This is a genomic window from Staphylococcus sp. 11007852 (genome assembly GCF_011394325.1).
Classification (GTDB): Bacteria; Bacillota; Bacilli; order Staphylococcales; family Staphylococcaceae; genus Staphylococcus; species Staphylococcus agnetis.
The window spans coordinates 59652-80901 of the sequence record NZ_JAANBJ010000020.1 but is presented as its reverse complement, the minus strand read 5'-3'; the positions used below and the strand labels follow the sequence as shown (position 1 = coordinate 80901).

20 protein-coding genes are annotated in these 21250 nt (G+C 35.5%); 10 read left to right on the top strand and 10 right to left on the bottom strand.

Features of this window, described 5'->3' with window-relative positions:
* Positions 1–96 precede the first annotated feature (96 nt).
* Positions 97–1698 (bottom strand): M20/M25/M40 family metallo-hydrolase, encoded by a 1602-nt coding sequence (locus tag G8Y85_RS05585; RefSeq protein ID WP_103345360.1) that lies wholly within the window; start codon positions 1696–1698, stop codon positions 97–99.
* 199 nt (positions 1699–1897) lie between these two features.
* Here G8Y85_RS05585 and G8Y85_RS05580 point away from each other — a divergent pair, with 199 nt between their 5' ends.
* The 3 genes from G8Y85_RS05580 (at position 1898) to G8Y85_RS05570 (ending at position 4560) form a co-directional block, all read left to right on the top strand.
* Positions 1898–2254: a DUF3139 domain-containing protein gene (locus G8Y85_RS05580; protein ID WP_060551726.1), complete on the top strand. Its 357-nt coding sequence runs from the start codon at positions 1898–1900 to the stop codon at positions 2252–2254.
* Between the two features lie 169 nt (positions 2255–2423).
* On the top strand, positions 2424–3497 hold the full coding sequence (locus G8Y85_RS05575; protein ID WP_165805553.1) for a M42 family metallopeptidase: 1074 nt from the start codon (positions 2424–2426) through the stop codon (positions 3495–3497).
* Positions 3498–3657: 160 nt separating this feature from the next.
* Positions 3658–4560 carry an EamA family transporter gene (locus G8Y85_RS05570; RefSeq protein ID WP_165805552.1) on the top strand — a complete coding sequence of 301 codons (903 nt, stop codon included), beginning with the start codon at positions 3658–3660 and terminating at the stop codon, positions 4558–4560.
* 386 nt (positions 4561–4946) lie between these two features.
* On the opposite strand, the gene G8Y85_RS05565 is transcribed toward G8Y85_RS05570, so the two are convergent.
* Entirely contained in the window at positions 4947–5291 is a 345-nt protein-coding gene (locus tag G8Y85_RS05565; protein ID WP_103345363.1) for a DUF4889 domain-containing protein, read from the bottom strand.
* Positions 5292–5486: 195 nt separating this feature from the next.
* On the opposite strand from G8Y85_RS05565, the gene G8Y85_RS05560 reads away from it, so the two are divergent.
* Positions 5487–5705, top strand: a complete 219-nt coding sequence (locus G8Y85_RS05560) for a YozE family protein (RefSeq protein WP_103345519.1) — start codon at positions 5487–5489, stop codon at positions 5703–5705.
* 201 nt (positions 5706–5906) lie between these two features.
* A complete protein-coding gene (locus G8Y85_RS05555; RefSeq protein ID WP_103345518.1) occupies positions 5907–7112 on the top strand; it encodes a CynX/NimT family MFS transporter in 1206 nt (401 codons plus the stop codon).
* A 40-nt stretch (positions 7113–7152) separates the two neighbouring features.
* Here the strand turns inward: G8Y85_RS05555 and galU are convergent, their stop codons facing one another.
* The 5 genes from galU to G8Y85_RS05535 all read right to left on the bottom strand — a co-directional run bounded on the left by galU (position 7153) and on the right by G8Y85_RS05535 (position 12160).
* Positions 7153–8040: a UTP--glucose-1-phosphate uridylyltransferase GalU gene (gene galU / locus G8Y85_RS05550; RefSeq protein ID WP_103345517.1), complete on the bottom strand. Its 888-nt coding sequence runs from the start codon at positions 8038–8040 to the stop codon at positions 7153–7155.
* 88 nt (positions 8041–8128) lie between these two features.
* Entirely contained in the window at positions 8129–10063 is a 1935-nt protein-coding gene (locus tag G8Y85_RS05545; protein WP_165805551.1) for a helix-turn-helix domain-containing protein, read from the bottom strand.
* A 63-nt stretch (positions 10064–10126) separates the two neighbouring features.
* Entirely contained in the window at positions 10127–10255 is a 129-nt protein-coding gene (locus tag G8Y85_RS12450) for a hypothetical protein (protein ID WP_282593884.1), read from the bottom strand.
* A 506-nt stretch (positions 10256–10761) separates the two neighbouring features.
* The gene (locus G8Y85_RS05540; RefSeq protein ID WP_060551719.1) at positions 10762–11700 is read right to left on the bottom strand and encodes a magnesium transporter CorA family protein; all 939 of its coding nucleotides are present in this window, start codon (positions 11698–11700) and stop codon (positions 10762–10764) included.
* On the bottom strand, positions 11681–12160 hold the full coding sequence (locus G8Y85_RS05535; RefSeq protein WP_037566559.1) for a MarR family winged helix-turn-helix transcriptional regulator: 480 nt from the start codon (positions 12158–12160) through the stop codon (positions 11681–11683). Before G8Y85_RS05535 ends, G8Y85_RS05540 begins: the two co-directional genes overlap by 20 nt.
* Positions 12161–12446: 286 nt before the next feature.
* Here G8Y85_RS05535 and G8Y85_RS05530 point away from each other — a divergent pair, with 286 nt between their 5' ends.
* The 4 genes from G8Y85_RS05530 (at position 12447) to G8Y85_RS05515 (ending at position 16693) form a co-directional block, all read left to right on the top strand.
* Positions 12447–14108: a Na/Pi cotransporter family protein gene (locus G8Y85_RS05530; protein ID WP_103345520.1), complete on the top strand. Its 1662-nt coding sequence runs from the start codon at positions 12447–12449 to the stop codon at positions 14106–14108.
* 194 nt (positions 14109–14302) lie between these two features.
* Positions 14303–15544 carry a copper resistance CopC/CopD family protein gene (locus tag G8Y85_RS05525; protein ID WP_165805550.1) on the top strand — a complete coding sequence of 414 codons (1242 nt, stop codon included), beginning with the start codon at positions 14303–14305 and terminating at the stop codon, positions 15542–15544.
* Between the two features lie 12 nt (positions 15545–15556).
* The gene (locus G8Y85_RS05520) at positions 15557–16183 is read left to right on the top strand and encodes a YcnI family protein (protein WP_165805549.1); all 627 of its coding nucleotides are present in this window, start codon (positions 15557–15559) and stop codon (positions 16181–16183) included.
* 66 nt (positions 16184–16249) lie between these two features.
* A complete protein-coding gene (locus tag G8Y85_RS05515; protein WP_060551715.1) occupies positions 16250–16693 on the top strand; it encodes a DUF2871 domain-containing protein in 444 nt (147 codons plus the stop codon).
* Positions 16694–16915: 222 nt separating this feature from the next.
* On the opposite strand, the gene G8Y85_RS05510 is transcribed toward G8Y85_RS05515, so the two are convergent.
* From G8Y85_RS05510 to G8Y85_RS05500, 3 genes are all read right to left on the bottom strand, one after another.
* Positions 16916–17956 carry an NAD(P)/FAD-dependent oxidoreductase gene (locus tag G8Y85_RS05510; RefSeq protein WP_165805548.1) on the bottom strand — a complete coding sequence of 347 codons (1041 nt, stop codon included), beginning with the start codon at positions 17954–17956 and terminating at the stop codon, positions 16916–16918.
* A 134-nt stretch (positions 17957–18090) separates the two neighbouring features.
* Positions 18091–19425: a glucose transporter GlcP gene (gene glcP / locus G8Y85_RS05505; RefSeq protein WP_165805547.1), complete on the bottom strand. Its 1335-nt coding sequence runs from the start codon at positions 19423–19425 to the stop codon at positions 18091–18093.
* Between the two features lie 173 nt (positions 19426–19598).
* Positions 19599–20585 carry an acrylyl-CoA reductase family protein gene (locus G8Y85_RS05500; RefSeq protein ID WP_060551712.1) on the bottom strand — a complete coding sequence of 329 codons (987 nt, stop codon included), beginning with the start codon at positions 20583–20585 and terminating at the stop codon, positions 19599–19601.
* A 123-nt stretch (positions 20586–20708) separates the two neighbouring features.
* Here G8Y85_RS05500 and G8Y85_RS05495 point away from each other — a divergent pair, with 123 nt between their 5' ends.
* Complete coding sequence (locus tag G8Y85_RS05495) at positions 20709–21224, top strand: GNAT family N-acetyltransferase (RefSeq protein ID WP_060551711.1); 516 nt, start codon at positions 20709–20711, stop codon at positions 21222–21224.
* Positions 21225–21250 lie beyond the last annotated feature (26 nt).

The following is a 21250-nucleotide window of genomic DNA, read 5'->3' as shown; positions in this document are numbered from 1 at the left end:
TAAAAGCTTTTCCACATTTATGATTAAATGAAAGTAAAACGTGATCTAAAAATGCAAGGTGATAATCGTTAACGCTTTTCGTTGACTAATGTAACCTCACGCAAGAAAATGTGTTTTTATAATGTTTTCCAACACAACAGGTAATTCTACAAAAGCACTTTGTTTATGAATACGCTCTGTCACTTTATGCGCATCTTTACCGATTGGACCACAATTAATTAATGGTGCTTGAATGGCTTCAATATCTTTAAATGGAATTTTATATGTACGATTAAATACAGGTGTATTGTGTTCAAATGATTCAAAACCAGAGCCATTCGGTGAGGGTGCTACATAACTTAAATCACTAATACCATTGAAATAATGAATGCGTTCCGAACTGCGTTGAAATGATTGTTTGAAGGTGTCACGTATAGTTTGACCTACAGCTTCAGTCATCGGGTTGAATGATGTATTTGTAGCTGGATAATAAGGTGGTGTGAAAAATGTAATGACCGTTGGACCGAGGTCTCGACACATATTCATCAGCAAATCGACAATGGTAATCGATTGTAAGTGTGCGGCAGAATCATGTGCGATAACATCGTCAATCATTTGTTGTACTGTACGTTCATCATGAATCTTTACCGCATGTTGATAGAGTTCTTGATACGTCATAAAATTCATTTGTATATCAAAAGCAATATCTTCAGCGTTGATGCGCTTTTCATAAATAGACATTCCTTTTTCTACACCTTTTTTTACGGCTGCATTAAATTTATCATAGATTTCGTCTGCATTACTTTTGAATATAAAAAGGTTAAATAATGCAACGGTACGAAATGGTGTTTGCACATCATAATAATCTTTAATGTCAGTGATTTTTAAACTTACAGGCATGGGTGTCTGTTCACCTTCAAAATGTTCCTTGAAATTCAAACTATATTCGATTTCTTGTTGAATGAAACTCATTAAAAAATTAGAACTTAAACCATTTGAAGGTGTGCCTACGTGTGTTTCGCGACCATACACCAAAACACTTGGCATAATTTTACCAATAGAACCGGTGTAATAATAATGATTGTCATCATCTTGCGCTTGTTGGAATGTGGGCTCGCTATTTAAATGTAACGCCATCTTCAACTGATGCTTTTCACGAAGTGTATTTACGTATTCTACCGCAGCATGCATCCCTTTAGATGTGACTTCTTCATCTGGGACGGTCATTAATATTAAATTGACATCCCATTCTTCAATGCTCGCTTTTTCAATGAGTGCCATATGAAGCATTAATCCTGGTTTCATATCCATCGCGCCACGACCAAATAGATAATCTCCAGACTGTAAATCTGCGCGACTCACTTCGCCAAGATAAGTGGTATCATTTCGAAAAGCTTCCGTAAGTTGATCCATATCAAATGCCTGTCCTTGAAATGGACCATAATCATCAATGCCTACAGTATCAAAATGACTAATTAAAGTGACAGTGTCTTTGGCATGTGGTGCTTTATAAAAAGCAACAACCGCATGACGTTTATCATTTGTTGAAACGAGTTGTACATGGTCTGGATGTGCTTTAAAATAGTCTAATGTCATGAGCTCGTCTTGAATCATATAAGGAAACTCTAACTCTCCAGTAGAGTGTGTCACACTTGAATGTGCGACAAGTTGTTTCAGTAATGCCTCTCTATCAGAAGCGGTTTGCCATCTCATATTCATGTTTAAATCCCCCTTGTTGAATAACAGTAAATATATCATTCAATTGCTATTGTAAAGGGTTTCACAGCCCAAAGACAATATCTAATTTTTCTTGTGGTTGTTTTTGAAATTTATGTGACGACAGCAAACTTACTACCGTCACGATATTAAACTATGATACTATAATCATAATGACTATTTAGAGAAAGTTGGATACACGATGGCGAAGAAAATTTTAGGTTTTGTATTTATCGCTGTGCTTTTATTTGTGCTCGTTGCTGCAGGATTTTTTGCTTATAAAGGATACCAAAAAAGTCAAAACTACAAATTGATAGATCAGTATCTTACAGAAAAGCATTTGAAATCTAAAATCATCGATGAAAAAAGCGATTATGATCAGCGTAAAGGTATTTTTTATAAGGAAATCCGCTTAAAAGGCGATGAAAAAAATATTTACATCGCTCAACCGATCCATTTAAAGCGCGGTTTATTTTTACAAGGCTTTGATGCTAAAACGAAAAAGCATGATAAAAAAGCCAAATACAACTTCTTTGATGAAAATTATAAAATGAAATAACGTAATAAAAAACTCGAATCGTGTAAAGAGGTTCGAGTTTTTATATTTAAGATGTCAGCAACTTTGATGATATTTTGTCTTTAATCGTTTAACGTGTGTTTGAATCGAGAAGGATGTTATAAGTTTTTGATATAATAGGTTTAAATGTATTGAAAGGGGTTATGAGATTATGAAAGAAACGAAACAATTACTTAAACAATTAACAGATATTGATGGGATTGCAGGGCATGAATATGATATTAAACATGAGATGCGAGCATTACTTGAACCGAATAGCGATGAAATGATTTATGATAACTTAGGTGGCGTATTCGGAAAAAAGCAAGCTCAATCAGGTAATAAGACGATTATGATTGCGGGTCACTTAGATGAGGTCGGTTTTATGGTTACCAAAATAGATGATAATGGATACATAAAATTTACGCCTGTAGGTGGCTGGTGGAACCAAGTGATGCTTTCTCAAAAAGTTACGATTACCACTGATCAAGGCGATAAAATAAGAGGTGTAATAGGATCTAAACCGCCCCATGTATTAGGTGCTGAAGAACGAAAAAAACCAGTAGATATTGATAAGATGTTTATTGATGTAGGGGCGAAAGACAAAAAAGAAGCTGAAGCAGCAGGAATCGAAATCGGTAATATGATCACACCTTACTCTGAATTTGAAACACTTCTCAATTCCAACTATTTGATGGCTAAAGCATTTGATAACCGTTATGGTTGTGCATTAGCTGTGGATGTTTTAGATGAATTAAAAGATACTTCTGTTCAAGTGAATGTTGTCTCAGGGGCGAATGTGCAAGAAGAAGTTGGACTTCGAGGCGCAAAAGTCGCAGCACATAAAATCAAACCTGATTTAGCGATTGCTGTGGATGTATGTATAGCCTATGATTCTCCAGGTATGGAACAGGATGGAGATGTGAAACTTGGTGAAGGACCTGCAGTGATTGCACTAGATGGCTCCAATATTGGGCATGTCGGCTTTTTACGTCATGTAAAGAAAGTCGCAAAAGCACACAATATTGCGCTACAATTCGACACAATGCCTGGTGGAGGCACGGATGCTGGAAATATACATACTTCTTTGGATGGTATTCCATCAATATGTATTTCGGTACCCGTCCGATACATGCATTCTAACGTATCGGTGTTACATCAAGAAGATTATCAAAAAGCAGTCCAACTTGTTACTGAAATTGTGAAAGCTTTAGATGATGAGACGGTAGAACAAATCATTTGGTAAATCCAATTACATCAAATATTGAATGATACTACATTTAAGGAAGTGCGCGATTTTGAAAACATTTCATGTCGTGTGCTTTCTTTTTTGTATCAATCATGATTGTCAATCAACTTGAATTCATGTTAGATTAATTTCAATACATAGTTGTAAAGGAGGCGTTATGATGCAGCACTCTCAAAAAAGATGGATAGGGTATTTTTTGGTGATTATAGGTGCATCATTTTGGGGTGTAGGAGGCACAGTGTCACAATGGCTCTTTCAACATGCGCACTTAGAGGTAAGTTGGTTCGTTGCAGTGCGTCTCATTATTTCTGGTGTGTTACTAATTGGCATTGCATTCATCACCCAAGGTCCTAAAGTATTTGTCATATGGTGGGACAAACGTGCGGCGGTTCAAATCGTTATTTATGGTATTTTCGGTATGCTTGCAGTCCAATACACGTTTATGTCATCCATCAGTTATGGTAATGCTGCAGTTGCAACGTTATTGCAATATTTAGGTCCTATTTTTATGATATTTTATCTCGTATTAACAAAAGTAACGACATTTGGTCGCAAAGAGGCTATAGCCATTATTTTAGCGCTCGTTGGTTCATTCTTATTATTGACGAATGGGCAAATCTCAAATTTACAAGTGCCCAAAGCAGCGATAGTATGGGGATTTTTATCGGCTATTGCTTTAGCGTTTTATACCATTTATCCTGTGAGATTGTTAGCACGTTGGGGTTCGTTAAATGTTGTGGGCTGGGCCATGCTCATTGGTGGAATCGCTTTGAGTTTCATTCATCCACCATGGCACGTTGATTTGACAACATGGACATTTAATACACACGTATTGTTTTGGTTTGCGATAATTTTTGGTACAATGTTAGCATTTTGGTTTTATATCGATAGTTTACATTATCTGTATCCACATGAAGCGGGGCTCTTAGGTACAATTGAACCCTTAATGGCATTATTAGCATCAATTGTATGGCTTCAAATAGGATTTGGTTTATGGCAACTCGTAGGGGTTATATGTATCATCGCCATGGTAGTCGTGCTCTCTATTATGAAAAAATAAGGTAACACTTTGAGGTTGTGCTACAAAAATAAGGAGAGCATTTTTAGAAGAAATGTGAGGCTTTGATGTTCATCTAAGATGAATGTCAAAGCTTATTTAATTGTTTTATAAAGTGCGTTTTTAAAGCATTAGTGTAGTGAGAAAATAATTCTTTTTTCTGAGGACATAACTGTTTAATGAAATGGTAACTAGAAAATAGAGGAATTACAATGTAATAAAAATGCCAACAACATTCATTAAAACATGAACATTGTTGGCTATCATTTGAAAAGGTCCTATTATGTTTCGTTATCGTGTAGTAGAGATACGTTGATGTCACTCTTATAAGTTATATACGGACGCTACTCAGTGTAATCACCAAAAGATAAACATGTTATTTTCAATGATTAATGATGCATTTTCATATCATGAATTTTCATCATTAATCCGTGTGGTACATCGTCATGAGAAACAACTTCTTTTTTCACATAATCATGTTTATCGCCTTTATTTGTAACAAGTTTGACAAAGTCACCTTTTTTAGGTTGGAAGTCATTATCTGTAGGAATCTTTACATTTTTTTCAATGGATTTATCAGATTCACTAATCACTTTTTCTGCAGTTGTATCATCTTTCATATAACCGTAATATGTTTCTTTTTGTCCAGACATCATAATTGCGACGATCACAATAATAGTTGCAACTAACATTAATCCAATTAAAATAAAGCCAAGTGTTTGTTTACTTTTCATATTTAGTAAAGCTCCTTTAATTAATATAATGTTATTGTAATAGATTGAGGGTGAAAGCAAAAGGGGGATATATATCGACAAAATTGTGACAACGTTTTAAATAATAGGTGATATTAATTTGTAATATAAATTTTATTGAAAAGCATTTATAAAATGATAGAATGTGAAGTAGCTCATTGTGTAAGAGGTGATGATATGAGCTTTTATGACTTTATGTTAGCATTTCAAGGAGATGCAACCCCTCTAGGAGAATTGGCGACGTTCTTAACGAATGACATCGATTTTCCACGAGACGTGATACATCCAAGTGAGATACTGGCATATTTTCATAAGCATACCACCGTGGATAATGACATGATTGAGACGGTCAAAAGAGCGTTACAATTATATGCCAATTCCAAAGGGTTATTATAATGGTGGTAGGGCAAGTTTATACGAACTTGCCTTCACCCTTACATATCATTGCATAACGCAGAGGTAATGTCATGGACTTACTTCTGCGTTTTATTGATGGCTCCAACAATTCAACGTATACGATTTAAAAACCATAGCTTAGGTGTCGAGCATGCTTATGATAAAATGATAACGTATTGAGATAACATAGGAGGGGCGACGATGGGAACAAGGATGCCAAATAAAATTCAAAACCAATGGCTATTAGTGGTAGGGATTATTTTTATAGCCTCAACGCTGAGGGCACCGTTAACATCAGTAGGCCCTGTGATTCATCAAATTAAGTCGGATTTACTCATCAATGATATGATAGCAGGCTTAATCACGACGATTCCATTAGTGATATTTGGCGTTGTATCAATTGGCGTGACACGCATTATAAAACGGTTTGACATGTCATTCATATTACTCATTGCTGTCATTGCTATCATTTGTGGTTTACTTGTACGTGTAGCTGGAGGTGTAAGTACCTTCTTTGTAGGGACGTTCATGCTAGGAGTATCCATAGCGTTTTGTAATGTCACACTCCCAGCTTTTGCTAAAAGTCATTTTCCACTTCGAATTGGATTAATCACTGGCATTTATAGTGCTACGATGAATTTAACAGCTGGTCTGGGTGGTGGTTTCAGCTACCCGTTATCACAAGTCAGTGCACTTGATTATCGCCTTTCGTTATCATTTTGGCTTGTGTTTGCTTTGTTAGCGATCGTATGCTGGCTTCCTCAAGTGAAACATAAGTCTGTAAATCACACGCGTGCACTCCCTCCGACAAAAACATACAATATAGTTAAATCTAAATTAGCATGGGCTGTTGCAATATTAATGGCATTTCAATCGATGACATTTTATTGCATTATAGCGTGGTATCCGTCGATCTTAATTAGCAAAGGCATTTCCCCTGAAATGGCAGGTTATATGTTAATGCTTAATCAATTTGCCCAACTACCAATGACATTTTCTTTTCCAATTTTAGCTGCTAAAATGCGCAGTCAACGTCGCTTAATCTATATCATTACAACGTTATTCGTATTAGGATTTATGTTGTTATGGTCAGAGAATGTATGGTTGTTATTATTCGCGATGATATTTTCAGGCATGGCGGTAGGCGCTTGTTTTAGTTTATGTATGACGCTTTTTTCTATTCGTGCTAAAACAACGACAGGTAGTATGCAGTTGTCAGGCTTTGGTCAAACCGTGGGTTATTTGATTGCAGCAATAGGTCCTTTCTTAATGGGGGCCATATATGAATGGACCAATCAATGGCCTATTGCAATAGCGATATTTTTAGTGATGTCGCTCATGATTTTAATAGCCGGTCATTTTGCAACTACAACTGCTGTTATCGAAGATGAATGTATAAAAAAATAGCGCTAGGGACAGAAACCGATTCTGATTTCGTCCCAAGCGCTTATTTTAATGGTGATGAGGATTGTTCCAACAATGATTGAATATAGTGCGTGATTTCGTCTTTCATTGATGGATCATTTAATGCAAAATGTAATGTAGTCTTTACAAAACCGATTTTTTCACCGACATCATAGCGCGTGCCATCAAACTCATAGGCGTAAACTTGGTCGTCTTGATTTAATCGTTCAATTGCATCCGTTAATTGTATTTCTCCACCTGCGCCCACATCTTGTGTGCCTAAATAATTAAAAATTTCAGGCGTTAATACGTAACGGCCCATAATTGCTAGGTTTGAAGGGGCAGTACCTGCCGCAGGTTTTTCAATAAATTGTTTGACTTCATAACGTCTGCCGGCTTTTGCTTCTGGCTCAACAATGCCGTAACGGTGTGTCTCTTCGTATGGTACTTCTTGTACACCAATGACAGATTTATGTGTCTCTGCATATTGATCAATAAGTTGCTGAATAGCCGGTGTTTCGGATTGAACAATATCATCTCCTAGTAAGACTGCAAAAGGTTCATTTCCAAAAAATTGACGTGCCGTCCATATCGCATGGCCAAGTCCTTTTTGCTCTTTTTGACGTACATAGAATATATTCGCTAAATCTGTAGAATGTTGTACTTTCTCTAATAAATCCATTTTGCCTTTTTCTTTTAATGTTGATTCTAACTCTTTTTGGTTGTCAAAATGATCTTCAATCGCACGTTTATGTTTACCAGTAACGATGATAATATCTTCTATCCCTGCGCGAGATGCTTCTTCTACAATATATTGAATTGTAGGTGTATCGAGAATAGGTAACATCTCTTTAGGCATCGCTTTTGTTGCAGGTAAAAAACGTGTCCCTAACCCTGCAGCTGGAATGATCGCTTTCTTTATTTTTGACATAAAAAAATAGCCTCCTAGCTCAATCTTTGTCATTTCTTACATTATAGTACAAATGAATAAGAAATACTAAAGGGAGCCGGGGCTATTTTTAAATTAAATCATTGAGCAATGATGTTGAAGGTTTATAAATTTGAATTGCTTTCACTTGGGTCGGCTTAACTTCAATATTTAACGGACCTTTACTAAAATCATGTATTAATATATGTTGTCTCAAGTGTAACGTATCTTTCACGGCTTGAATATGTTGGCTTGGAATAAACATCGTTGCATCAGTTTGAATCAGTTTACGCGCATTCATCACTTCATCATCATAGGTTCGAATAATGACAAGATGCTTATCACGAATCAGTTCACTAGAGAGGTGATAATGACAAATGTCTTCAGGGATATCTATCGCTTTATCCCAATCATCCGGTAACAGCAATATATCGTAATGATCGTCAGTTTGTTTAACAATGGCATGTTTTTGTATTTTGACGTAATGTTGCATGAATGGTCGTAATAAATCAGAAATGAAAGGAAACACCGTATTTAAATGACGTTCATTCACATAACTAAATGATGTATCGTGTGTCGCTTTTAAAGGCATATTAATGGCATTAAATGTTGGATTTAAATGGATTAAAAAATAAAGCCAAGCGTTAGGTAGATGCATGATGTACGCATGATGATAATGCTCAAAGACTTTAGGTGACAAACCGATTAAAGAAAAGGATAGCAATTGGTCTTTAACGGTATGTGTCAAAATTAAATTTTGCCAATATTTAATGATATGTTGATTAACTAGTAAAGATTGATGAGGGTTTTCACCATTCATATAGTCTGAAATATCAAGTGCATAGCCGTTGATGTTCGTTTTTAGGTGCTGAGATTGTTGAATATATTGATTAATATTTCGCTTAGTATCATGCGGAATTAACAATTCAAATGTACATGTATGAAAGATGTGCTCAAAACGTTCAGATAAATAATCAATATCTTTTGGTGTGAGCCCTTTAAAATCATAGATAACATTGACCTTGGGAAGTAGAGATTTAACGTCTGGGATGACACGTGATAACGATTTAATATTGTTTAAAAAGTTAGTTTCTAACACTTCATAGTCATATAAAGACGTGATTTTAAAGCTGAAATGTAAATGATAGCGATGCATAAATCGAATGATTCGCTCAAGCGTTGTTCCTTTATCATGAACCCATTTTACATTTACACTTCTTTCAAAATATAAATAATGTGTTTGTTTACGTAAAACGTCTTTAAACGTTTTAAAAAATTGTTCGTGCATAAACATGTCATCTAAATAAGTCAGCATGAGACGAATATGCGGTAATTTGAATAGGGACGGTGGTGTGACAGCATCTAAGTCCACTTTCAAATGCGTGCCATGATGATCTTCAGAACATTTTTGATTTAACTGATAAAAAATTTTGGAATTATCGTGATGAACAATAATTTTTGTATCATTATTTGTGTGATGTTTTTTATATGTATATGGGCTCACACCGATATAACTTTTAAATTGCTTAGAATAATTACTGTAATTGGAGAAACCGTAATTTTGAGCGATGTCATATATAGAATAATTGTTCCATAGTAAGTGAGGTAACGATAGACTTAACTTCAAGGTCACGGTATAACTCTTAAAATTAAACCCTAATTGTTCATTGAATAAAATAGAGATATAAGACGATGAAACGAAAAATGAGCGTGCTAATTCTTGTAAAGTGATTTTCTGTTTAATATCTTTATGAATCATTTTTAATACATTTGAGAACATTTCAGAATCAACTTGCATTTGAGGCATATATATGCCGTCACAAGGGGTATAACATTCTTTTAGCAACAATTGTATGAGTGTAAGAAAGGTTTTATATTGTTGGTCTTCGTCATTCAAGATAATTAAAGATTGCACACACTCACGTAATTGTTCATGTGAATACAACTGTGTATCATCGAAATAGCCATGCATAAAATTCGGTTGCATCTCCATTAAAATGTGTAACGGAATAGTAATTTTTATCAATGCTTGTGCGTGGTGTATTTTAATGAGATCACCGTGATTAATAATAGCGACTTGATAATATAACTATTTATTTAAACCATTATGTTGAATTTTTAATTTTCCATCGAGAGAGAAATACAATTCTACAGCATTAAAACAACGATATGCATCTGTATGAAATTGATCTAATAACTCAATATGGACATTCTGCATTGATGAAACCTCACTTACTAAAAATTTATGTGTCGTAATGGTGTAAACGTAATTCAGTTATAAATAATTAGTATTATAGAACTAAATATAATGAGCAACAATATTTTCTCTTTTATTTTAATTTTTTAATTACTTTTTGATATTATTAGACATATTTGTCGTTTTTATCTATAAATAAATGACATATGACTTAATAATAGAGGTTTAATTTAGATATAAATAATGAAGGTCATGGACATATAAGATTTGAGTAGGTGAGTAATGTGTAAAAAGCCTGATAAATAGAGTATTTAATGGACAGAAAGGACATGTTTTTAACGATATATTTCTAAATTTAAGTGGAGTTTTAAAAAATGGTTATACAACGTGTGAAAAACAGAATTAGCGATGCATATCGAATATTTTAATGAGGGAGCTGTAAGCGGTAAATCTTTATTAAGAGGTGCAATGATAATGATGAAGCGTAGGATTTAGTTAGAACAGGTTCTAAACCCTACGCATTACTATCATTTGAGCCGGTTGCTGTGCCACAGTAGTATAGACGTCAACGCTACAAGTATTAACGAAATCGCTATGACGATAATCCAGGAGATACCAGATTGCGCATCAATAGGTAATGGGACATTCATTCCAAAGAAACTAAATACCAATGTTGGTAAAGTAAGAAGTACCGTAAAAATGGTCAACGTTTGCATCGTTGTATTCAATTGATTTGAAAGTAGTGAAGCATAAGAATTTGTCATACTTTCAACGATGCGTAAGTAAAGTTCTGTCGTTTCAATGGCTTGTTGATGTTCATTTAATACGTCTTCCAATAATTCATCATCTTCTGAAAAACGTTTTAATGTAGAAAGTCTGTATAGTTTTCGATGTGTAGATGCGTTCGTTTTAAGAGATGCTATAAAATATACAAGACTTTTCTCGATTTCACTTAAAAAATAAAGTCGTAAATTTGTAACACGTTTTTGTAGTTTAATATCAACTTGACGACGTTCTTTATTTAATAAACGTAAGGCACGGTTAAATTCTGAAGACATTTCATACAAAACATTTAATGCAAATCGACTTTTGTATTTTAAATTAACGTGTTGATAAAGTAAGTGCTCAAAATAGTTAAAACTTTGACTACAAATCGTTATAATGACACCTTTACCAATAATGATTCCTAATGGAGACGTGTGATAACTTTTGATATCATAATGGTCATCCTTAAGTACTGGAAAGTCACTGATGATGAGTGAATAACCGCTTTCATCGTTTTCAATACGTGAACTTTCCTCACTATCTAAGGCATCTTCCAAAAAGTCTTTTGGGAATGGAAAAAATTCTAATAAAGCTTGGCTTTCTTCTTGTGTGGGTTTCACTACATTAATCCACTGTGCTGTGGACCAATCTGACGTTTCTACTATCGCTAATGCTTCATTGTTACGATAAGCTGTGATCATAGTCGTCTCCTTCTTCCTCGCTCGGTTTAAGGTGACGGATGTCTTGAAAACCTTGTCTAGACTCCGCAAAGCCTTCCATGAGATCATACCAGTTGTCACCACGAGCCTCTTTTATCTTTTTAAATAATTCACTTTGAGCTTGATTTAACGTCGCAATCAATGCTTTACCTTTTTCAGTAGGGTATAAACATTTTAACCTTCGATCTGTTAAATCAAGTTCATCATAGATGAGTCCGTTTTCTTTTAACAACTTAAGTGTGGCATGAGAGCCTTGTTTAGATATTTCGAGATTTTCTAATAATTTTTTGGTAGTGATACCTGGCAGTTTATTGATAAAAAACAAAAACCGATGATGTTGACGGCTTAGCCCGTATTCTTTTATCAAGTCATCTGCCGTTTTCGTAAATGTTTGATATGCGTAATAAAACAACATTAATTCATAATCGTTTTGATGGCTCATACTCGTCGTCCCTTTATTTCATAATGACTATATTATAATGGACTTTATAATTTATGTCATTGGATTACGAATGAAAATGCACTTTCAATTGTGTATTTCATGTAACTAATGTAAACTCATTTAATGTGACTTATTTATAGTAAAGTAATGTTTGAGATGATTTTATTTACAATCAAAGTGTAATTTTAGCGTTGATTTTAAATATTTTTTACGTAATCTTAACATTAAATTTACATTTATGAGCGATAATCGAACTATAAAGCTTAATAGAGGTGAAATAATGGAAATGTCGGTTATGGAAGTCATCTTTTCCTTTTTAGGCGGGTTAGGGATTTTTCTCTACGGCTTAAAAGTAATGGGAGATGGGCTTCAAGCTTCAGCAGGGGATAGGCTACGTGATATTTTAAATAAGTTTACATCAAATCCAGTGTTAGGGGTCATCGCTGGTATTGTCGTAACCGTTTTAATTCAAAGTAGTTCAGGGACAACAGTCATTACAATTGGACTTGTAACGGCTGGTTTTATGACATTAAAGCAAGCAATCGGTGTGATTATGGGTGCTAATATCGGGACCACTGTGACAGCGTTCATTATCGGTATTGATTTAGGTGAATATGCAATGCCTATTCTTGCGATTGGTGCATTCTTAATTTTCTTCTTTAAACGATCTAAAATTAACAACATCGGCCGTATTTTATTTGGTTTCGGTTCTTTATTCTTTGGTTTAGAGTTTATGGGCGGTGCTGTTAAACCTTTAGCAGAACTAGAAGGATTTAAACAATTAATGCTCGATATGTCATCAAATCCGTTCTTAGGTATTTTTGTTGGAACGGCGTTAACCGCTTTGGTACAAAGTTCAAGTGCTACAATTGGTATTTTACAAGAATTTTATCAACAAAATATGATCAGTTTAGATGCAGCGATTCCAGTATTACTTGGTGATAATATAGGAACAACGATTACAGCTGTTTTAGCAAGTTTAGCTGGTTCATTAGCTGCAAAGCGTGCCGCATTTGTCCACGTTATTTTTAACGTGATTGGTGTGATCATCTTTTCATTATTCTTACCAATTGTGATTCATCTTGTAGGTGTACTTCAAGAAACATGGCATCTAAAACCAGCCATGGCAATTGCGTTTGCACATGGGGCATTTAATGTGACTAATACGTTAATTCAATTACCATTTGTTGCTGTACTTGCTTGGCTTGTAACGAAGATTGTTCCTGGTAAAGATGTGACTGAAGATTACAAACCGCAACATTTAAATAAAGATCTTGTATACCATGCACCAAGTGTGGCTTTACAAGAAACACAAAAAGAGTTACAAAACGTAGGGAACATTGTTGAATCTATGTTTGATGATGTGAAAGATACGTCAAAAGTAGATAAAAAGTTATTGAAAAAACTAGAACAAAAACATCAAGCTGTTGAAACAATTAATGATAGCATTCGCAGTTATCTTGTACGTATTTCAACTAAAGATATTAATAAAGGCGATGTGGAACGTTTAGCTGTCATGTTTGATGTGAATCGCTCTGTTTTAAAAGTTGCAGATTTAATTAAAGAATATGTAGAGCAGTTAGACCGTAAGCACCAAAAAGAAATTTACCTTACTGAAGATGCACAACGTGGTGTGGAAAAATTATTTAACCATGTAACAGAATCATTTGATAAAGCGATTGATATGTTAGATGTGTACGACACGACGAAAAAAGATGAGATTGTGGAACGTAGTCGTGAATCATTTAATATTGAACACAAGTTACGTAAAGGGCACATTAAGCGTTTAAATCGTGGGGAATGTTCGACTGATGGTGGTTTAATCTATATTGATATGATAGGTGTGTTAGAACGTATTGGTTATAACGCGCGTAATATTTCTGAATCTCTAGTAGGACTCAATGATGATGTTCCTACAGATGAGGAAATTGCGACGCATGACATTTAAAATAGGATATGATGTACAAGTCTCCAATGTTCATTTTTTAATGAACATTGGAGACTTTTTTGTATTTATTGAATCCTAAAATGGTGAGGTAAAGTAACTATTTTTTACAATTCCATGAACGATTCTGAATTGGATTGTAATCTTATTAGCGTTTGCTAAAATTTTCATTGTATGCATTTTAGGAGGGGGTTCAATTGACGGTCTTTAAAACCGTATTACATTGGAGTGTGCTATTATTTTTTTGTATTTATAGTATAGGGGGGATGTTCAATCCTGTTTCTGCGCATGCGACATTAGAACGCGCAACTCCTGCAGCTAAAGAAGTTGTTTCGCAATCACCACATCACATTGAATTGCAGATGAGTGAACCAGTGAATACAACCTATAGTACACTCACGATATATAATGATCAAGGTCATAAAATCACTACTGTAAAGCCAAAAGAATCAGGGTTTTCAAAACAGATTTCATTTAATGTTCCATCCTTAGAAAAAGGGTCACATCTGGTTGAATGGGAAGCGACTGCACAAGATGGTCATACGATGCATGGGACATACATATTTTCAATTGGGCATTCAACCGCAACGGCAATCGACAAGACGCAACCTATTTGGAAAGATGTCAGTTTGTGGTGGGGCGCGATGCGCTTTTTACTTCAATGTATGCTACTTCTTTTTATCGGATTGTACTATGTGAATCGCATCATGAAATATGAAGGACTATCGACATATCCAGTGTTACTTCGACACCGTGGTGTAACGGTGACGTTATGTCTATGTGTTCTCGGAACGAGTGTATTGTATTTAATGACTTTGCCTCAGTCAGTCATCGATAACATTCTTCGGTTACAATTTGATACATGGTTGCAATTTCCATTTATTTTAACAATGACTGCAGTCATGACGCTCTTAATATTGTTAGCGCTACGTAATATGGAGCAGATTTGGTATGATACGTTACCAGTGATATTACTTATTGCTTTGGCAATGTCAGGACATGTATGGGCGCAAGAGATACCAGTATATGCGATTCTTATTCGAACACTGCATTTAAGCGCTATCGCCTTGTGGTTAGGAACATTGCTCTATCTCATGTTTTACATATTTACACAACATCGGCATTCGTACGTGCTGATCTTACGTTCAATCATTTTAAAATTAAATATATGTGCAGTAGTAGTCATTATCGTAACCGGTGTACTGATGACTATCGATCAAACATCATTTACACATTTATTTCGTCATATGACCACTTATTTGAGTTTATGGATTTCGAAAGTAGTGTTCACATTAGTGATGATAGGGCTTGGCGCATATCAAACGTTTAAAATGATGAAACAAAAGAAATGTATTCATAGAAAATTGCTTATAACTGAGTTGTTGATTGGCATAGTGCTCGTCTTATTCGGCATCATTATGAGTCAAATTAATCTGTAAAGAGGTGGACGTATGAAGTTAATTAAAGGAATAATCAGTATCCTGATAATAGGGGTTATTTTAGGGTGTCAAAGTGTTGAAGCACATGTAACACTTAATCCGAATACGAGTGCACCAGGTGCATATGACGAATATCAAGTGCGAGTGCCTGTGGAACGTGACGTGCCAACAGTTAAGCTTGAATTAGAAGTACCCGATGGCGTTGCGTTATCATCTGTAGCACCTGTACCAGGGTTTAAACATACATTTGAAATGGACAAACAAGATAATATAAAAAAAGTAACTTGGGAAGCAACAGGTAAAGGGATAGGCGCACATGAGCATGTCAATTTTCCAATAGTTGTTGCAAATCCTGAAAAAGAAGGAAAGTTTGTATGGAAAGCGATACAAACATATAAAGACGGCAAACAGGTAAAATGGACGGATGCAAATGAGGACAGCGAACACCCTGCGCCTGTTTCTGAAGTGAAACAAGGTGGCGGCACTACTGCAGGTCATAGTCATCATGAGCAACATGATGCGCATCACACAGCTTCAGAAGGCACCCATCCAGCAATATGGATCATGTCCATTCTTGCATTAATAATGTCTTTCGTTGCTGTATTTAAGCGTTATAAACAAAGTCAAAATGACAAGTAATGTACATTGACATACCTTGTTGTTATCGTCATAATTAATTTGACTAAAGATAGGAGATGACGATTCATGAAACGCATCTTATACACATTTATGGCTTATACCGCATTAGGATTACTGAGTGGTTTTGCTTATCGTGAAATTACTGTTCATTATCAATTTACTGGGGCTACACAGATGAGTGTGATGCATACACACTTACTTACGCTTGGGATGTTTATGTTTTTAATGCTCATTCCTATTGAGAAATTATTTAAGATTAGTAGCTACTATTTATTTAACTGGTTTTACATCATATACAATATAGGTGTTCTGACGACAGTAGGTATGCAGTTTACAAAAGGGTTCATGCAAGTGTCGAAACAAACCATCCCCCCAAGTTTAGCGGGATTTGCTGGGTTAGGACATGTGACCATTACGGTTGGTTTTATTCTATTATTCTTTTTATTAAGACAAGCGATTATTACAGAACCAAGAGATGGGGAACCATTGGTTAAGAAAAAGAAACACTAAATACAAATAGTAAAAGGGCTGTGCATAAAAACAACGTGCGCAGCCCTTTCATATTTAATACAGCCTGCTATACCAACTTACCTAGTTCGAAATAATTGAACACATTAGATGGGCCAACACAAGGATGAATGACAGTGAAACAGCCTTGCTCCTTAGCATGTGTAGATGATGAAACGAATAGTATGAAGCTGTAATCATTTTGATTGAAAGGTTATACAATGATTAACGGTGTGATTGAAGTAAAAATTGCTTGTTTGCTTCTTTAAAGGCAGGGTGATGACTCGATACACATCCTTGTTTTGTATCATCGGGTGAAATATACACTTTTGCACTATTTACCGCATGTGCAGCGTCATGAAACGCACCTGTAATTAGATTTATTTTTGAAGGGTGCGTTAATATGTCTCCACATGCATAGACACCGTCAACAGTCGTTCGTGTGTCTCCTTGACCTGCAATAAGTTGTTGCTCTGTTAATGCAAGGGGCATCGTCGTCTCTTGTAGTAAGTCAATTTGGCGTTCATAACCGTGACTGACAATGACAGCATCTATAGGATATGTCATTCGTTCTTGAGTTTCTAAGTGTTGTAGTGTAACGGATTGAATACGGTCATGACAATGACAATCATGATGTAAAGCTGTTATAGACACATTTGGCAGACATTGAACACGTAATTGTTGAAGTGCTTCCCACGTTGATTCATGTCCTTTTACCGAGTCATTACGATAGACTAAGATGACTTCTTTAGCAATCGGGGCAAGCGCCTGAGCCCAATCCATTGCGGAATTACCGCCTCCTGAAATTAACACTTTTTTACCTCGAAAATGCTCATATTTAGAAATTGCATAATGTAAGTTGGTGTATTCAAAATCGTGTGCATCATCTGATAATTGCAATTTTTTAGGTGTGATGATCCCACCACCAATGGCAATAATGATAGATTTTGAAGAGAACGTTGTACCAGATTCAGTCGTAACATTAAAATGATGATGACTCACTTTCTCTATATTGACGACTTTAGAATTTAGATGAACGTCTGGATTAAAATGTAAGCCTTGGCAAATGATATCTTGCATGATTTCACCACATGACTTAGGTGCGACGCCCCCTATATCCCAAATGATTTTTTCAGGATATATGCGCATTTTACCCCCTAAGCTCGGTTGGGCATCTATTAAACGTGCCTGCATACCACGTACGCCTGCATAGAAGCTTGCATAGAGTCCAGCAGGTCCTCCACCAATAATAGTGACATCTTTCATACGACATTCCTCAATTCTTATGTGTTTACATCCATTATGTTACAAATGAGATTCGTTATCAATTAAAAAGATAAAAAAAGCATCTGATGCTTACTTTAATCGTAAGTCAGATGCTTAAACGTGCGCATGAGAAATTATTTTTTAGCCGAACGACCACGTAAATCTGCTTCGATTTGTTCTAAGCTACGACCACGTGTTTCCGGTAAAAATTTCATTACAAAGAAGAATGCAATCACACCCATAACGGCGAAGATTAAAAATACTTCTTGCACACTTAAAATATCACTAATAATCGGGAATAAATAAGCCACGAGTAAACTTCCGATAGATAACACAAGTGCGGCAATACCTGTAGCAGCTCCACGTGCACGCATTGGGAATAATTCTGGTAACATTACCCATAACACAGGTCCCCATGAAATACCAAAGAACACAATGAATAATGCTAAACAGATAATAATAATCCATACAGCTGCATTTACACCTAATAAACTTATTAATACACTCATAGCAAGTAATGAGCCGACCATACCTAAGTTACCAATCATCAATAACTTTTTACGATCAATTTTATCGATAATTAGAATAGCAACAATTGTGACTGAGACGTTCACAACACCAATACCGACAGTACTTAAAATAGACGCTGAATCACCAAGTCCTGCTTTATGGAAAATGGTTGGTGCATAGTGAATGATGGCATTAATTCCAATTAATTGTTGTAATAATGCGAATATCGAGCCAATGATGATAGTAGTACGTAACCAAGGTGACTTTAGAACATCCCAAGTGCTTTCAGAGATAGCATTGATTTTTTTCATGTTTGCAATCTCTATATCAATTTCATGCTCAGGATAAGTTAATTTCATGACATCACGCGCTGCTTTTTCACCACGTTTTTCTAATAACCAACGTGGACTCTCAGGCATAAAGATAACACCAATCATTAAAATAAGTGACGGTATCACTGCTAATCCTAACATCCATCGCCAAGCCTCAAAAGGTGCTAATGCATAATTGACTAGGAATGATGATAATATACCGATTGTAATCATTAATTGGTTTAATGAACTTAAAGAACCACGCGCATCAGTGGGTGCAAGTTCTGATAAGTATACAGGAACGATTGCTGTAGAACCACCCACAGCAAGTCCGATTATAAATCGACCTAATACAACGATTTCAACAGTTGGTGCTAACGCTAAAACAAGTGTGCCGACAATAAAAATAATGGAAATTATAAAAACGAGACGACGACGGCCTAACTTTTCAGATAATGGCCCGCTAAACCCTGAACCGAAAATGGCACCAAATAACATCGATGATACGACGACGCCTTGTAGTTTCGGGGTAAGTGGAATATCATTTTGTAAATACAATAATGCCCCAGAAATGACTCCCATATCATATCCATACAGTAATCCGCCTAAAGCACCAATAAAGAAAATAAACTTTTTATTGATATTCATCAGGTAACCTCCAATTGATTAAGTATGGATATAAGTATACGCTTTCAGAAATAATTCGTAAATTATAATTTTTCATTATTTGAGAATAATTTGTATTTTCTTATATCGAAATTATGACATTTGTAAATTTAAATTAAAATGGGATGTTAATTAAGTTAAACGAGCTATTTTAATTAATCCATTTTAATAACGATACGCCCTTGTATATGATTATCTTTCAAGGCTTCAATATGGCTTTCGATATCTTTAAAAGGAACAACGGTTTTAATTTCATGAAGTTGTTGTGGTTTTAAATCCGTTGCTAAACGGCGCCATAACAATAGTCTACGACGCATTGGAAATTGAACAGAATCAACCCCCAATAGCTTCACACCGCGTAAAATAAATGGAAAGACTGAACTTTCAAAAGTCATGCCACTTACATTACCGCTTAACGCGACTGCACCGTGTGGTTGAATATACTTTAAACACTCTCCGACAGTGATGCCACCAACGGGATCAATAATGGCCTGCCACTGTCCTTTTTGAAGCGGTTTATCTGATAATGTATCTAAACGTCCAATGACTTCTCTTGCACCTAATGATTTTAACCAATCTGTTTTGTCATGCTGACCAGTGCTTGCAGTCACTTTATAATTCAAAGCGCTAAGCATCATAGTTGCCATTGTACCTACGCCACCAGTTGCGCCACGTACACAGACAGGACCGCCATCAGAAGTGATTTTATTATCTTCTAACAATTGAATTGAAATTGCTGCAGTAAAACCAGCGGTACCAATGATCATTGCCTCCTCTAGTGTTAAACCTTTAGGAAGTGGTACAAGCCAATCGCCTTTTACGCGAGCCATTTCACTAAATCCTCCAGCATGAGATACACCTAATTCATAGCCAGTCGCAATCACTGCATCACCGGTTTTGAAAGATGGATGTTTAGATTCTATGACTTCGCCGGCTAAATCGATGCCAGGAATCATTGGATAGTGTCGTATAATTTTGTTGTGATCTTGTGTTGCGAGCATGTCTTTATAATTTAAACTTGAATAATGTACTTTGACAATCACGTCTCCATCAGGTAAATCATCTACGGTTAACGTTTGATATTGTCCAGTGACATTACCGTTGTTTTCATCTAATACATAAGCTTTAAATGAATGTGCCATAAGCAACCCCTCTCAAAATTTTACTTTCACACTTTATCATGAGATCACATGAAAGACAATGATATTGCAACAAAGATATGTTTAGAATATAGTAATAAAAAGTAATAAATGGGGGATGGGTGTATGAATTTTCGTATTAAAAAGGTTGAGATATCTGATGTAATGGAGTTAAGGCGTGTAAGTATTGAAACTTTTGCTGAAGCGTATGCATCAGATTATGATCATGCATTGTTTAATCAATACTTTGAGGAAGAAATGTCTATAGAGAAGTTGACTGATGAAATACAAAATCCTAATTCATTTTTTTATTTTGCTATGGTCGACGAACATATTGCCGGGTATTTTAAAGTGAATATCGGTGACGCACAAACTGAAGCGTTTTCGTCTCAATATGCTGAACTCCAACGCATCTATTTATATCAAACGTATCAAGGATTAAAACTAGGTCAATATATCTTTAATTATGTTATCCAATTTGCAAAAGGATTGAACAAACGCTATTTATGGTTAGGTGTGTGGAGCGAAAACCATACCGCTATTGCATTTTATAAAAGCCAAGGATTGAAAAAAATAGGAGAACATGAATTTAAAATGGGGCATCATGTTGATGTCGATTGGACCATGGGACTGGAATTATAATATTAGTCGTATGAATCTATAAAAAA